This window comes from Belnapia arida (assembly GCF_016773205.1).
Classification (GTDB): Bacteria; Pseudomonadota; Alphaproteobacteria; order Acetobacterales; family Acetobacteraceae; genus Belnapia; species Belnapia arida.
In genome coordinates, this window is sequence record NZ_JAETWB010000058.1 from 1 (window position 1) to 15174 (window position 15174).

General features: G+C 68.8%; 13 protein-coding genes. 6 read left to right on the forward strand and 7 right to left on the reverse strand.

The window, feature by feature from the left end; all coding sequences use genetic code 11:
- The coding region (locus tag JMJ56_RS35795) for a transposase (protein WP_202835507.1) at positions 1–305 on the forward strand (305 nt) is incomplete at its 5' end.
- A gap of 413 nt (positions 306–718) precedes the next feature.
- Here the strand turns inward: JMJ56_RS35795 and JMJ56_RS30435 are convergent.
- Genes JMJ56_RS30435 through JMJ56_RS30455 form a run of 5 tightly spaced genes read right to left on the reverse strand, consistent with a single transcriptional unit; the run spans position 719 to position 5375 of the window.
- Positions 719–1294: a PqiC family protein gene (locus tag JMJ56_RS30435; RefSeq protein WP_202835508.1), complete on the reverse strand. Its 576-nt coding sequence runs from the start codon at positions 1292–1294 to the stop codon at positions 719–721.
- A complete protein-coding gene (locus tag JMJ56_RS30440; protein ID WP_202835509.1) occupies positions 1291–2283 on the reverse strand; it encodes an MlaD family protein in 993 nt (330 codons plus the stop codon). The genes JMJ56_RS30435 and JMJ56_RS30440 overlap by 4 nt, the downstream gene beginning before the upstream one ends.
- A complete protein-coding gene (locus JMJ56_RS30445; RefSeq protein WP_202835518.1) occupies positions 2280–3071 on the reverse strand; it encodes an ATP-binding cassette domain-containing protein in 792 nt (263 codons plus the stop codon). Before JMJ56_RS30445 ends, JMJ56_RS30440 begins: the two co-directional genes overlap by 4 nt.
- Entirely contained in the window at positions 3064–3861 is a 798-nt protein-coding gene (locus JMJ56_RS30450) for an MlaE family ABC transporter permease (protein ID WP_407927972.1), read from the reverse strand. The genes JMJ56_RS30445 and JMJ56_RS30450 overlap by 8 nt, the downstream gene beginning before the upstream one ends.
- A 14-nt stretch (positions 3862–3875) precedes the next feature.
- Positions 3876–5375, reverse strand: a complete 1500-nt coding sequence (locus tag JMJ56_RS30455) for an efflux transporter outer membrane subunit (RefSeq protein ID WP_202835510.1) — start codon at positions 5373–5375, stop codon at positions 3876–3878.
- A gap of 414 nt (positions 5376–5789) precedes the next feature.
- Between JMJ56_RS30455 and JMJ56_RS30460 the strand changes: the two genes are divergently transcribed.
- From JMJ56_RS30460 to JMJ56_RS30480, 5 genes are all read left to right on the forward strand, one after another.
- The gene (locus JMJ56_RS30460) at positions 5790–6809 is read left to right on the forward strand and encodes an efflux RND transporter periplasmic adaptor subunit (protein ID WP_202835511.1); all 1020 of its coding nucleotides are present in this window, start codon (positions 5790–5792) and stop codon (positions 6807–6809) included.
- The gene (locus JMJ56_RS30465) at positions 6806–9946 is read left to right on the forward strand and encodes an efflux RND transporter permease subunit (protein ID WP_202835512.1); all 3141 of its coding nucleotides are present in this window, start codon (positions 6806–6808) and stop codon (positions 9944–9946) included. The genes JMJ56_RS30460 and JMJ56_RS30465 overlap by 4 nt, the downstream gene beginning before the upstream one ends.
- The gene (locus JMJ56_RS30470; protein WP_202835513.1) at positions 9922–10620 is read left to right on the forward strand and encodes a DUF3313 family protein; all 699 of its coding nucleotides are present in this window, start codon (positions 9922–9924) and stop codon (positions 10618–10620) included. The genes JMJ56_RS30465 and JMJ56_RS30470 overlap by 25 nt, the downstream gene beginning before the upstream one ends.
- The gene (locus tag JMJ56_RS30475) at positions 10617–11828 is read left to right on the forward strand and encodes an MFS transporter (RefSeq protein WP_202835514.1); all 1212 of its coding nucleotides are present in this window, start codon (positions 10617–10619) and stop codon (positions 11826–11828) included. Before JMJ56_RS30470 ends, JMJ56_RS30475 begins: the two co-directional genes overlap by 4 nt.
- A gap of 139 nt (positions 11829–11967) precedes the next feature.
- Positions 11968–12537: a TetR/AcrR family transcriptional regulator gene (locus JMJ56_RS30480; RefSeq protein ID WP_202835515.1), complete on the forward strand. Its 570-nt coding sequence runs from the start codon at positions 11968–11970 to the stop codon at positions 12535–12537.
- Positions 12538–12712: 175 nt separating this feature from the next.
- On the opposite strand, the gene JMJ56_RS30485 is transcribed toward JMJ56_RS30480, so the two are convergent.
- Positions 12713–14194: a hypothetical protein gene (locus tag JMJ56_RS30485; protein WP_202835516.1), complete on the reverse strand. Its 1482-nt coding sequence runs from the start codon at positions 14192–14194 to the stop codon at positions 12713–12715.
- A gap of 242 nt (positions 14195–14436) precedes the next feature.
- Positions 14437–14862 (reverse strand): hypothetical protein, encoded by a 426-nt coding sequence (locus JMJ56_RS30490; RefSeq protein ID WP_202835517.1) that lies wholly within the window; start codon positions 14860–14862, stop codon positions 14437–14439.
- Positions 14863–15174: the final 312 nt, after the last annotated feature.

The following is a 15174-nucleotide window of genomic DNA, read 5'->3' on the forward strand; positions in this document are numbered from 1 at the left end:
CTTCTTGCTCGCCATCTCGGTCCTCCTCCGGTTCAAACCCATACCTCAGGACGGACCACTTCAAAGGGGGTGGATCAGCTGGTGCGGGGCAAACCGACCGATCCCGGCGGCAGGGCAAAGACAACCGGCCGTCTCTCGAAGCGATGTTATGGCGGGTGCGGACGGGAGCGCCCTGGCGCGATCTGCCGAGCGCCTTCAGCAAGTGGAATAGCGGCTTCCAGCGCTTCCGCTGCCGGGTGAAGGGCAATGTATTCGAGCGAGTCTTAACCTGCTTGTCCGGCGATCGAACTTTGAATATGTCCTGATCGATGGCACTATCGTCAACGCCCACCAGAAGGCGAGCGGAGCAAGGGGGGTTCAATTCCAGGCCAGCGAGCGTTCGCGCGGCAGCCTGCCCAACCTTGGCGCCTTGCTCGGCGACAAAACGCGCCTCGCACTGTACACATGCCTCGGATCATCTCCCTGGACATCACGGCCGCGTCCGCTGCGTCGCTCGAAGCGTAGAAAGTTCGACGAGATCGCGGCAGCCGTCGCGTCACCCAATTCAATCAAACAGCGGCACTGTCCCCAGCATCCCGCTTCCGCACGGCTTGGAGCACCTCGCGTGCGATCCTCTACCAACACCTCGCTGCCATCATCGCCTTGCCCCACAACCAGCAGCGTCGAATCAGAACCTGCGAGTCCGTGCAACCTCAAAATGCTCTAGGTCTGCGGAGACTCACTCGGCTAAGCGATCCAGAAGTCTGGCAAGAGCTGCGACGTAATGTTCGTTCGTCGCGCCGCCCGCCTCGATCCAAGTGCCGTGACATACGCGAGTTGGCTCTAGACGGAGTGAACGCCTGGTGCCGACCAACCACCGTGCCTCGAGCCGGCACGTTCCGTCGCTGAGGGTGCACTCGAATGTGTGGAGGTCGACGAGGAGCTCGCGAGGTGCGGCCGCCGCGTCGGCCACCGCGTCGTCCAGCCGCAGGACTTGTCCGGTCCCCACCCGCCGTTCAAGGGCAGTTGCCAGTGCGCGGGTGACGCCGTCGGAAAGACGTTCCGCCCAACGGCCACCGGCACTCGCTGCCGTCTCCCCGGGGCTGAGCCGCACGACGAGGTCCGTCGTGTCGAGATAGCGGGGCACTGTGACACGCCGGAGGAGCAGCGCCGGGGTCACCGCCCCGACCCACGCTTCCGTCGCAACCCTATCCGATCTTTCGGCGCCGAGGACGTAGGTGCGTAGCGGCGACGAGCTGCAGGCCCCGAGTGCCAAAGCCGCGGCAAGGAGGGACCCACCGATGCGAAAGCTCATCGGCTGAGTCTTCCTGTCAAGAGCGCACTCGGGTTGCGCTCCACCTCCCGCGCAAAACTTCGAAGCGAGCCTGCTGCGGCCGAGAGATCGCGCCCGGTTGCCTCGAGATTCGATCGGAACGAAGTGCGCGGCCCGAGCAGATCGTTCGCGGATTGCAGAAGGCGGTCTGTCCGCCCGACGGCCCGCTCGGCCAAGACGAGCAGGCGTGACAACTCGCTGCCACGTCCCGCAAGCTGCACCCGCGCGTCCGATGCGAGGTGCCTAACTGAGCCAAGGGTCTCCTCAATTTCACGGCGGGACAGGCGGAGCGACTCCGCCGCCTCGACCATCGCGGCGTCGGCCGACGATGCCGCCGTTCGGACGGAGCCGGAGAGTGCCCCGATCTCCCTGTGCGCGCTGGTCGCCAACCGCTCGACCGCGCCGAGGGCACGCTCCGCCGCCGCGACGAGTTGCCCTATCCGGACCTCACCCAACTCTGCTTGGATCGCGTCGAGGTTTGATCGTACTGTCGGGACCTCCGGCGGTCCGCCCGCCGTGGCATCGCCTCGCAAAACAGCCGGCGCCTCCGGGCGGAAGTCGAAGTCCACCTCGAGTTGGCCGGTCACGAAGCTCCTGCTTCGAAGCTGGGCGCGCAGGCCACGTTCGACCGCGGCCCTGACGAGGTCGGGCGCGTTCGCAGGTGCCTCGCCGCCGATCCATCGGACATCCGGGGACACCTCGATCGTCACCGGAATAAGCGTGCGAAGTGTTTCGGCGTCCACGACCAGCCCGACGGCCTTCACCTCTCCGATGCGGACGCCGCGGAAGGTGACGCTCGACCCCTGTCTCAGTCCGGCGACCGACCCTTCGAAATACGCGACGACCAGGTTTCGCTCCGCGAGGAACCTGCTCCCACCGAGCAGCAACGCGAACCCGGCAAGGAGGGCGATGCTCCCCATGGCGAAGGCACCAATCCAAACAGCCCGCCTGTCGGCCTTGTCGTCGCTCACGGTGCAGATCTCCGTTCATTCGGATCCTCACGCCTAAGAAAGGCGCGAACGAGGGGGGTCGGCCCATGGTCCCGCAGCTCCGTCGGTCTATCCTGAGGCAGGGCCGTCTGCGTTCCCGCATCGAGGAACACGCAGGTGTCCGCGATGGCGAAGACGCTGGCGAGTTCGTGAGTGACGATGACGATGCTTGCGCCGAGGTGTTCCCGCAGTGAGAGCAAGAGATCGTCGAGCCTGCGCGAGGCGATCGGATCGAGCCCTGCCGACGGCTCGTCGAGGAACAGGACCGAAGGGTCGAGCGCGAGCGCCCGCGCGATGCCAGCGCGCTTGCGCATCCCGCCGCTGATCTCGGCTGGGAGCCGCGCTGCAGCGTCGGCGAGCCCGACCATCTCGAGTCGTTCGCGCGCCTTCGTCGTCCAGTCCCGCCGCGTGCCTCTGCCGAGCATCTGCATCGGCAGGATGACATTCTCTTCGAGCGTAAGGGAGGACCATAGGGCCCCGCCCTGGAAGAGCACGCCGAAGCGACGGGCCAGCGCTGTGCGGTCGGCGGGGGGTGAGCTCCAGTAATCCGCTCCGTCGTAGGCCACGCTGCCTGAGGCGGGTCTGAGCAGGCCGACCATCGCACGGAGGATCGTGCTCTTGCCGCTGCCGCTACCCCCAATAAGGGCAAGGATGCTCCCGGGCTTCACGGTGAAGTCGACGTCGCGCATGATCACTCGCGCCGCGAATGCCATGGTGAGCCCGCGGACCTCGATGGAAGGCGCGCGCGTCGGGCTTCGATCGTCAAACATGAAGAGCATTGAGAAAGAGCGCGAAGGCGGCGTCGATCGCAATGATGCCGACGATGCCAATAACGACGGCCGAGGTCGTGGCCCGTCCGACCTCGGCAGCACTCCGCCCGGCGCGCAAGCCGACATGGCAGGAGGTGACACCGAGGAAGGCTCCGAAGGCGAGGCACTTCACGAAGCCGATGACGAACTGGTCGGCGTTCAGGGCTTCGCGGAGCTGGCCAACGAAGGCCGCGGTGCCGACGTCGAGGAGGAGTGCGGAGACGGCGAGGCCGCCGAGCAGGCCCACGGCGCAGCCATAGAGGTACAGCAGCGGCAGAGTGATGGTGAGCGCCGCGGCACGCGGCAGCACGAGGTGCTCAACCGGACTGATGCCGAGGACGACGAGCGCATCGACCTCCTCATTGCCTTGCATCGTCGCCAGGCGAGCGGCGAAAGACGCCCCGGTCCGGCCGGCCATGACGATGGCCGTCATCACCGCGGCCATCTCCCGCACGACCGCGATGCCGACCAGGTTCGCCACATAGATGCCCGCGCCGAAGCGGACGAGCTGCACCGCGCCGACGAAGGCGAGGATGCCGCCAACAAGGAAATTGACGACGGTGACAATCGGCAGCGCCCGGTAACCCGCCTCGGCGAGGGCGTCGACGAAGTCGCTCCGCCTCGCCCGCACGGAGCCGCGGAGCGCCGCGGGCAGGGCCAGGAGGAGTCCGCCGAAGAGCGCCGTGGCGCCGGCTACGCCGTAGGCAACGCCTTCGACCCCGCGGCCGATGCCGGCGGCCGCCCGGATCAAAGGACCTGGACTGCTCACGTCTCTGGCCCCACGCCGCCAAGAGCCTTGTGCAATGCCACGACTGAGACGAACGCGTCCTCCCGAGCGCTGACGAGTTCCAGCTGTGCGCTCAGCAGCGCCGTGTCGGCATCGAGCCGCTCTAGCAGAGTGGCTAATCCCGAGCGATAAAGGGTGTCGGACAGGCGGACGGTTCCCACCGCTCGCGCAACGGCACGCTCGAGGAGGTCCGTGCGCCGCGCCGCCGCGGCCGCGCTCGCGAGGGCGACCTCAACCTCCTCGACACTCCCCAGGATCGTCAGCCGGTACGCCGCGGTCGCGGCCCGGAAGCCGGCGTCCCGGGCGTCTACGACGGCCCGGCGCTGCCCCCAGTCGAAGATCGGGATCGACAGGTTCGGCCCAAGCCCGGCGACGACGAGAGGACCGAGAGGTGAGAAGGCGGAGGCCCCAACCGGCGTGCCGCTCGCTGTGAGGTTGCCTCCTAGGGTGAGGCGCGGCCACAGATCCGCGCGGGCGAGCCCTGCATCGGCGCCCGCCCGCAGCACCGCCGCCTCCGCGCGCCAGATTTCCGGCCGCCGCCGCAGGAGGTCCGCGGGCACTGTGTCGCCGAGCAGCGCCCCGGCCAGGTGCCGGGGAACCCGTGGCTGGTTACGGGCGGCGCCCGGGCCACTGAGGAGCATGAAATCTGGGCTCCCCTCCCCGGCGAGCACGGCGAGGCGTTGCAGCGCCCGCCGGATCGCTGCCGTCGCCTCGGCCGCTGTAGCGCGGCTCCGGTCGGGCGACACGGCCGCGCGCTCAACGTCCACATCGGAGGCGAGCCCTGCGGTCCGTCGCGTCCGGACCAGGGCCAGAAGGCGGTCCTGCGAGGCTGCGACACCGAGGAGCAGTTCCTCGCGGGCTTCGGCGGCGCGGAGCGCAGCGTAGGTCCGGCCGACCTCCGAGGCGAGGCTGGTCCGCGCCGCGGCGACCTCGGCCACAGCAAAGGCCGTATCGGCCTCGGCGCCGGCGCGGACGGCCTCACGGCGGCCAAAAAGGCCGAGTTCCCAGGCCGTGTCGAACCCCGCCTCGTACACCCCCGTCGTCCGGGGCGGGGTGAGGGAACTCGCGTCGATGCCAAGCCCCTGGAAAGCACTCGCGTCAATACCCTGCCGCCCACGCAGGGTGCGGCGGATCCGAGTGTTGCCGCCCACCGAGAAACCCGGGAGGAAGCCGGCCGCAGCCGCATCCTCCGACGCACGGGCAGCAGCGACCCGTTCTACGGCTTGCATCACGCTCGGGCTGCCCGAGAGAGAGCGGCTGACGAGCGTGGCCAGCCGGCCATCATCAAGCCGCCTCCAGAACTCCGCCTCCCTCTCATACGCGATTGCGTCACCTCCGCCTGGCCGGTTGGTCCAGCCCAATGGGAGGGAAGGAGCCTGTTCTGCACGGGGTGGGGCTGAGCAGCCGGCCAGGAAGACCGCCACGACGAGTGCGCCGCAGCCGGCGATGCCTGTCCTGCCGAAGGATCCGCTGACCATCGCTTGACCCTGTATTGAAGGCTCACTACAGTTTTGGTCATGCAGCGCGCTGGGTCAAGTCAGTTCGGTTCAATCGAACCGGTCGGGCCCCGCGGCGTGACGGAGGCTCGACATGGCGGGACAATGCAACGGTCGGTGGATGCCCAGTGGCTGGGCGCTCCTCTTGGCCCTCACTTTCCTCGTGCAGTTAGGCCTCCTCGTCGTCGTGGTCTCGAACCAATGAGCCGCTTGGCCGAAAGCCGAAGGAGAGCGAGCTTAGTCGCGGTCCAGCCGTCCCCGGCACATCCATTGCCGTGGATCGGGACATGCGGCCTCGCGGCAGTGGTCGCGCTCGGGTCATTGACAGTTCCCGGTTCCGTCCTCGCTGCCGAGAGGGGAACAACCGCACCTGCCTCGCCCGTGCCGGAGATGTCCGTGACCGTCACTCTAGCGGCCCGGCATGACATCGTCGTCACCGTTCCCGTCGCCGGCCAGCTCGTCCCCCGGCGGGAGGTGTTGGTATCGAGCTGGACGGCGGGGCTCGCCGTCGTCGAGATCCTGGTTGAGGAGGGCGAGCTCGTCTCGGTTGGGCAGCCCTTGGCGCGCCTCGACACGGCAGTGCTCTCCGCCCAGGCGGCAAGGGGGCGCGCGGCGGTCGCCGAGGCCGAAGTGAATGCACGCGAGGCATCGGCCGCTCTCCGGCGCGTCGAGGCCGTGCGCGGCACGGGTGCGGTGAGCGGCGAGCAGCTGGACCAGCGGCGCGCCGCCGCTGGGACCGCGGCGGCGCGCGTCACCGCGGTCCGCGCGGAGCTCGGCGAGGTCGAGGCCCGGCTCGGGCAGGCGACCGTCCGCTCACCCGTCGCGGGGCGCCTACTCCAGCGTGGCGTGCAGCTTGGCGCCGTCGTTCAGCCCGGCGGCGATCCCCTGTTCCGCATTGTCGAAGATGACCTCGTCGAGTTCGAGGCCCGCCTGCCGGACTACCTCCTCCCCTCCATCCGTCCGGGCGGGCGGGTGGAGGTAGAGCTTGGCGCGGCAGGTTCCGTCGCCGGTGCGGTCCGGGTCGTTGCGCCACGTGTCGATGCAGCGACGCGGCTCGGCACCGTCAGCGTCACACTCCCAGGCGGCACCTATCGCCCCGGCACCTTCGCCACCGGTACCCTTCGCCTCGAAGAACGTGTCTCCACGTTGACGGTCCCCGCGACTGCGGTGACCGTGGTGGGGAAGCGCGCCCGCCTCTTTGCCGTCGAGGACGGCGTCGCACGCGAGCGCACCGTCGAGACCGGGCTTCGGGCGGGCGGGCGGGTCGAAATCCTCCGCGGTGTCCGCGAAGGCGAGCCGGTGGTTGTCTCGGCGGCGGCGCTGCTGCGCGACGGACAGCGCGTTGCGGTCGTGACGGACGCGCCAAGCCCCATGCCACGCTCTGGCCAATCGCCGAGCCAGGTGACGAGCCGGTGAACGGCATCTCCGCCTGGGCGATCCGCCGCCCCGTCCTCCCGCTTGTCCTCTTTCTCGCAGCGATGGTGATGGGCGTCGTCGCCTTCCTGCGCCTGCCGATCAACGCGAACCCAGCGGTGGACATCCCGACGATCACGGTCACCGTGCCGCTGCCCGGCGGGTCGCCTTCCGACATTGAGGTGCAGGTCGCCCGCCGCGTCGAGAGCGCCGTTCTTGCCATCAACGGAGTGCGCCATGTCACGACCGCCGTCACGCCGGGCCTCTCCACCACGACGGTCGACTTCCGCATCGGCACGCCCTCTGACCGTGCGCTGACTGACGCACGCGACGCGGTCTCGCGGCTTCGCCCGCTCCTTCCCGGGACGATCGGCGAACCCGTAGTTACGCGCGTCGACGCCGAGGGCGCTGCCATCGCCACCTACGCCGTCGCCCTTCCCGGCGCCTCGCCGCAGGATCTATCGTGGTTCGTGGACGACACTCTGTCGCGGAGCCTCCGGACGATCCCCGGCGTCGCGGCTGTCAGCCGCATCGGCGGCCTGGACCGTGAGATCCGGGTGGAGCTCGACCCCCATCGCCTCGCCGCGAACCGGATCTCCGCGCTCGACCTGAACGACGCCCTCCGCGGGCTCCAAGGCGACTTCCCGGCCGGCCGCGCTGAGGTCGGGGACGGCGGCGTACAGAGTCTCCGTGCCCTCGGCGCGGCCCGCTCAGTCGAGGCTTTGGCAGCCACCCTCGTCCCGCTGCCCAACGGGCGGGTCACCCGGCTCTCGGAACTCGGCGAGGTGCGCGACGGGGCCGGCGAGCCTGCGAACGTCGCGCTGCGGGACGGCGAGCCGGTGGTTGCCTTCCAAGTTCAACGTGCCAAAGGCTCATCCGAGGTAACGGTCGCCGCAGCGGTCGCGGAACGCCTGCGCGTCCTTGCGGTGGAGCGGGCGGGGCTGGAGTTCTCGCTGGTCCAGACCTCTGTGACGGAGACGCTCGAGAGCTACCACGGGGCGCTGGAGGAGGTGCTTGTCGGCGCCGCCCTCGCCGTCGTCGTGGTGTTTGCCTTTCTCCGCGACTGGCGCGCGACGCTCGTCGCCGGCGTCGCCCTCCCCCTGTCGGTGGTCCCAACCTTCGCGGCGATGCAGCTGATGGGCTTCACCTTGAATGGCGTCAGCCTCCTTGCCCTCACCCTCTCCATTGGCATCCTGGTGGACGATGCGATCGTCGAGGTGGAGAACATCGTCCGGCACGCCGCGGTCACAGGCGAGCCACCGCGAGAGGCTGCCATCGCCGCCGCGGACCGCATCGGCCTTGCCGTCGTGGCCACCACGCTGGCGATCGTCGCGGTCTTCGTGCCCGTCAGCGCGATGAGCGGTATCGCCGGGCAGTACTTCCGGGAGTTCGGCCTCACCGTGTGCGCGGCCGTCCTCATCTCGCTGGCCGTCGCCCGCCTGGTCACGCCGATCCTAGCGGCCGTCTTCCTGAAGCCGCCGACCGCAGCGCACAAGGGGGGCGGCCGCCTCATCGCGGCTTACGAACGCGTCCTCGGCTTCATCGTCCGCAGGCCCTGGACGGCGGTCATCGCCGCCGCCGCGGTGATGGCGGGCACCGTCGTCGGCGCTGCATTCCTCGAGACGAGCTTCCTGCCAGACGAGGAGGGCGACCGCGCCGGCTTCTCGCTCGAACTTCCGCCCGGCGCTTCCGCCGCCGATGCGTCCGCGGCCGCCCGGTTGGTGACCACGCGCCTCCTGCATCACCCCGCCGTGCGCGAGGTCTTCGTCGAGTTCGGCGGCGCGACAGAGGGCGGCGTCGGCGGCTCCGGCGCTGCGGGCGGCGCCCTCTCCCGGGGCAGCGTCACCGCCGTCCTCGTCCCGCGCAGGGAGCGCTCGGTGACCTTGCGGGAGTTCCGCCGCCAGGCGGCACCCCTCATCTCCGACGTCCCAGACCTGCGCTGGGGCACAACGTTGCGCGGCAACCGAATGGTCTCTGTCACCCTCGTCGGCGAGGATGGCGAGGTGCTGGCGGGGGCAGCGGCAGCGGTGGAGCTCGCTATGGTGGGCCTTCCGGGGTTCCGGAACGTCCGCTCGACCACCCCGTCCCCAGCGCCGGAACTCCGCATCGAGCCGCTGCGCGAGCGGGCGGCCGCCCTTGGGGTCCCTGTTGACCGGCTCGCCCGCACGCTCCTCGTCTCCACCCTCGGCGACAGCGACGCGAACCGGCCGCGTCTCGACATCGACGGGCGCCGCGTACCCATCCGCGTCACCCTTTCGGAGGCGGCAAAGCGGGATCCCGCGACGCTGGAGCTGACCGACGTCGCAGCCGCCGTCCCGTCTGGTTCGGTGCCCCTCGTCGCGGTGGCGGACCTCCGCGCGGGGACCGGCGAGGCCCGGATCGACCGCTACGATGGTGCCCGGCGCATCGCCGTCGAGGCGGATGTGGACGGCCTGAGCTTTGGTGCCGCCCTCGCGCGCGTGTCGGAGTTGCCCGCGATGCAGTCGTTGCCCGAAGGCGTGCGACGCCAGGACCAGGGCGATGCTGAGCTTATGGGTGAGCTCTTCGGCTCATTCGGCCTGGCGATGGGCACTGGGATCCTCCTCGTCTACGTTGTCCTCGTCGTCCTGTTCCGCGACTTCCTCCAGCCCATGACGATCCTCGTCGCGCTGCCGCTGTCCGTCGGCGGCGCGATCGGCGCAATGCTTCTCACGGGGCGCGCCCTCGACCTCTCTGCCGCCATCGGCTTTCTCATGCTCATGGGCATCGTCGCGAAGAACTCCATCTTACTGGTAGAATTCGCGATTGAGGCAATGCGCGAGGGCCGGTCGCGCGACGAGGCGATCATCGCGGCAGGCCTGGAGCGGGCACAGCCGATCATTATGACCACCGCTGCAATGGTCGCAGGAATGCTGCTGCCCGCCTTTGGCATCGGCGCTGGGGCAGCCTTCCGGAGCACGATGGCCGTCGTCGTCATCGGCGGCCTGATCGCCTCGACCGTTCTGTCCCTCCTCATTGTCCCCGGTGTGTTCGTCCTCGTGGACCGCCTTGAAGGCTGGCTCGGGCCCCGCCTGCGTCGCCTCACGACCCTGCCAGCCAATACGGCATCCGTCTCAATCAACGAGAAGGTTAGGACATGCTCAATCGTGCAGCGCAACTGAGGTTTTACAGGCGTTGGGGACGGCATGTCGCCGGAGCCACGCTTATTCTAGCGCTCGGCGCCTGCAACACGCAGCGTCTTCCCGACACGCTCGCCCTCGCGTCGCGCGAGCAATTGCAGCCACAGGCGGAGAATGAGCGCCGGCTAGCGATGTTGCCACGCGCGGGCACCGATATGTCGGCCTGGCCAAGTGTCTGGATCGACACGATCGAGGTGAGCGTGCCGGAACTGACAGCGGAAGAGAGCGAACTGGTCAGATCGACCCTGCGTGAAGCTCTGGCGACCGAACTCGGCAAGTCACGCAGCGTCGCAGGCGGGCCAGGGCCTGGCGTGCTCCGCGTCCGCGCCATTATCACCTCGGTGACAACCTCGAACGTGGCGATGAACGCTGTGCTGACCGCCGTCGTCATCGCGCCGCTGCTGAATGGCGGCGCGGCAGCCGAAATTGTCGCCGAGGACTCCGTCAGCGGCAAAACTCTTGCCGCACTTGTGGCAGCCGACGAGCGGCGCTTCTCGCGGCAGCTCGATTACTTTCGCCGCACGGGTCATGCGCGGGCCGTGTTGTCGGCTTTCGCCGGGGAATTCGCCGACATCATCGACCCGCGCTGGCGGCGCGACAGCGAGACGGCTCCGCCGCCGCGCGGGGTGGTGCAGCCTGTGAGGCCGAGCGCGTGATCAGCGCGCTCCCCCTTGCCGCCTCCATCCTGACCAGCGGCCTGAGCGTCGCAACCTCCGGATTGGTGGCTATGGCCGTGTCCTGGTCCATCATTTCATCCGGGGCCGACGTGACCTGGGCAGGCGTCGCCTCCTTCGCAATTCAGCTGCCCGTCGCGGCGGGCCTCGCGCTCGGCGGCCTGCTTTCGGACCGCCTCGGCCCCCGCCGCGTCCTCTTGGGCTCCGACGCGCTGATGTTCCTCGCCGTTGCCGCGGCCGCCCTGGCCGCAAGCGGAGCTCTCGGTGCGGCTTGGGTCGTCGCGCTCCTCTCCCTTGGCAACTTCCTCGGCGCGTCGGGCAACGTCGCCCAGGACTCCCGGGTGCCGGAGATGGCGCGCCTCGCCGGTCTGCCGCTCGAGCGGGCCAACGGCCTTCGCGACGTCGCATTCAACGTTGGCACGGCGGCGGGTCCCGCGCTCGGTGTCGCCCTTGTTGCGGCAGGCGGGCTCCCGCTCGCCCTCTGGGGTGTCTCGGCCGCGCTCGGGGTCGTCCTGCTCCTCGACGCCGCTTTCTTCCCACGTTTCGCGGCGAGGAGACGCGCCGGCGAGGAGGCGAAGGTTATAGCAGGGTTTGCGGGTTTCACGGCGGACCGGGTGCTCCTATCCGTCGTTGTGCTCGGCATAGGCCTCATTGCAGTTTTCGCCTCTCTGGACGAGATCGTCGCGCCGAGCCTCGCGGTCGCGGGCGGCCTCCGGGACAGTCAGCTGACACTCTTCCTCGCCCTCAACGGCGCGGCGGCCCTCGTGTCGGGACTTGCCTACACGGCTATGGGGCACCGCCTGCGCCCGCACCCCGTCCTTGTGGGAGGCGTCTCCTCTGCCGCCGCCGGGTTCCTCGCACTCGCCGCTCTGCCTCCGGCGGCGGCCTTCGTCGCAGCCCCGTTGCTGATCGGCCTTGGGGTCGGACCTCTATCGCCGCTCGTCATGACCACCCTCCAACGACGGGTCCCGGCGGCGCATCGCGGTGCTGTTCTCGGCGCGTTCATGGCCTCCATTCTTTTCGTGCAGCCCTTCGCGGCACTGGGCGCCGCGCCGCTCGTCTCAGCCGTCGGCGTGGGTTGGGTAACCTGGGGGCTTGCGCTCCTCGCCGCCGGTGCGGTCATCGCCGCGGTGACGCTCCCGGCGCTTCGGGAGCTGGATCAGACCGTACCCAAAGCCGCCCCGCGCTGAGCGGTAGGCTGTTCTACGCGCCGCACGTCCAAAAGCGCATGAACAGGAAGGCTGGCGGCCGCTGACCATCGCCGTCTTTTCGGATAGAACGGACGCCATGCGAACAGTTAACAAGGCACAGCAGGCGGAGCGGCGGCGCGTGATCCTGGAGGCGGCAGCGCGCTGCTTCCGGGCGAACGGCTTCCGGGGCGCGAGCATCTCCGACATCTGCCGGGAGTCCGGCGTCGGGGTTGGCAACCTCTACCACTACTTCGACGGCAAGGAAGCGATGGTTGAAGCCATCGCCGCTCAAGATGGGGCCGTTACCGCCCGCATTCTCGACGAACTCGACCGTGCTGATGATATCGTCGAGCGGATCCGCCAACTCGCCTCCGCGGCCGAGATGGACGAGGGCTACGTCGTCGACGACGCGCTGGCAGTGGAAATCATCGCCGAAGCGGCGAGGAATCCTCGCGTCGCCGCCATCCGCCGCGAAACGGACCTCGCCGTCCGCAAGCGCCTCGCCGAAGTGTTGGCTGGGGCGCAGCGCAGGGGAACGGTGGATCCGACGCTCAACCCCGACGCAACGGCCTGGCTCGTGGTCTCGCTCTTCGAAGGTCTCTCCCTTCGTCGGATCACCGACACGCCTGAGGAGTACCACCGCGGACTGCTTCGCGTGCGAGACCACATCGTCGAACTTCTCAACCTCAAGGAGAGCGGAGGCCCGTGAGCGTGCGCTGACCTCTACTGTCCCAGGCCAACAGCGCCGGCCGTTACGCTAGTGGGCTTCGAAGCCCTGCATCGCGGGTGTGCGGTGGTGCAGGGCGACGCTGCGCGGTCTAGACTGTCCGAGCGCTCGGACGACGGTAAGTGCCTTGCCGGCATGACACGGACATCTGCACGTTCTATCCGGGAATGGCAGTCACGGCCCCCGGCGTGGCATCGCGGATCAGGCACCAAGTCGTCTCCTCCGCCGCGCAGCCCGGCCAGAATGTCCTCCGACAAAAGCGGTTGCGTTGGGTTAGCCAGCTGGGTGCAGCCAAGCACCGCGTCCAGTTAGCAAGGCTCGCAGCGGGCCCCTCCAGATACAGCGCCTCCAGCCAAAGCTTTCCCGCACCTTCCAGCACCGGCAGCACATCAGTGGTCCAGGGCCATTTGGCTGGCAGGGCGGGCCGGGCCAGAGCGATGGCTCCACGGGAGACAGCGCGGCGATAACCGTTGAGGAAGTGGGACTCCAGCCGCACACCCAGGGCGCCCCCCTGAGCGCCTATGAGGGCCTCGACCACCAGCAAGTCGCAACCGTCCGGCAGGATCAACGCAGTGGGGAAGGCCAGGGTGGTACCCGGAAAGGTGCCCGCGCGCGCGAAGAGGTCGATCTCGAAGAAGTAGCCGACCACCCGCATCCGCGCGGTCGTGTCCCGGACGGCTGCTGCTTCGCCACCGCCCGGGATGGCCCTCCACCGGGTCACCAGCGTCGCCCAGACCGCCGCAGCCTCCGCATAGCCGGGTTGGGAGGCGGCCCAGTGGCGCTCGAGATCGCGTCCATTGCCGCGCCCGCCTTCCTTGCGCGCTTGGCCAATCATGCGCAGGATCACCTCCTGCGCACCCACAGCCCCCCACGACACAACATGCGCCAAGCGGTGGGGCCGCGGCTCCGCATTCAAGACGGTTTGCAGCATGTAGCCTACGCCTTGTGCCACCAGCCCGCCCTGGCTCTGCCCAGTCAACACCACTTCCCCACCCCGGGGGTGCCGAGCATAGGCGGCGGCATCGCCAATCAGCTCCAGCGCGGCAGTGGAGGTGAACTGGGCTCGCCCGAAGGTTAGCCCCGAAGCCCAACTGCGGAAGTCCCGGTGCTCGAACACATGCGTGCCCGCGATAGCGTAGATGCGGTGCGGCGGCAGACCCCGCTCCGGCCGTGCCTCGAAGGCGGCAGCCGCGAAGCCGCTGTACTCGTCGGCGTAGAGCCGTATCAACTGGTAATCCGCCAGCTGCGCGCCGCTCGCGGCCGCGAGCGTCGGCGGGCCGTCTCCCTCGGGCAGGCGGACGTCATAGGCGATGTCGGCAGCCAGCACCGTCGTCTCGTCCAGCCTCCAAAGCGCTGGAATGCGCGACCGCCGGTCGATCAGCACCTCTGCCGCGTGTCGGTCTGGCAGGTAGAACGTGCTCGGGTTACCCTCCGGCAGGGGCAAGTCCTGGACCGGCCCCACTTGCAGCTCCACTCGCAACTGTCGGCCAGCACCCTGCACGCTGCTGCGGATGGCATGATGCGACAGCATGTCACGGGCGAAGGACATGAGGTCCGAGGACGACAGCATCAGCGGACGCGTGGTGGCGGCCGGGCGCGGTGCGGCCTCATCGCACCTCGCTGCCTCCAGTGCCCTCAAGGCGTGCGCGCCCTCCATCCCGCCGGCACGTGCCACGGCCGGGGATAGGGCAAGAAGAAGCCATAGAAAGGCACAGCAGAGCCAGACGAGCCAAGCAGGCTGCGCATAAGCTCCTGAAACCAGGAAGCCGGTGGCGCCGAAGCCGGGCACGCCTGCGTGGGAGAGGGCACGGTCAGCGGAGGATCGTGTCCTGCGCCCCACGACGAAACTTGCTCCAGGAAGCACGACAGCGCCGTCTTGGTCTAGTGCCGGTTCCATCGAGCCCAGTCCGCCTCGTGCGCGAAGCTGCGCAAGCTGGGTGTTACGTCCGACAGCAACCCCTCCGCTCTACGCGTGGTCTCAAGCGGCTCCACACCGGCCGCGTGCGATGCCCTCGCTTGCAGCAAGGCGTTGCTGAACGAACTCGCCGCTAGTGCCGTTTGCTCGCCGGGCAGGACTAGTTTCTGCGCCTCGGTCAGGGACGCTGCCGGTCGTGCGGCTTCCGACAGAGTGACATCCTGTTCGCTGAGGGCGGCCAGCGCCAAATCGAGTGTAGTAGTGATGGAGCCAATCGTCGCTTTGGCTTCCGGGCCCATTTCCGCGGGCGCGTCGAACGCCTCCTTGAGGGTATCCGCGCCACAGGCGAGAGGTGTAAACACCTCCGTGGTCCGCCGGAGGGGCTTCGCCACAACAACCTTACCCTCTTCGGATACTTGTCCCGCTCCCGACAGCACGACTTCCAGGAGGTCTCGAAGCCCCGCAATCCCCCCCATTCTTCGGAGACGCCCGCGTAGGTTAAGGCTACTGAGGCGGCACCTTGGGGCCATGAACGACGTCGAGGCCCAAGGATCATGAACCCGGCCAGTCAAGCCGATCCAAGCCCTGCCAAGTGCTGCCGTGCCATGAGGCCCACCGATGGCGGACTGAACCGCTCTGGGTTTGCCGGAGGCTTCAAACCTTGAGAGGTTGGAGCCATGACGAAGAAGACGTTGAACCGATTT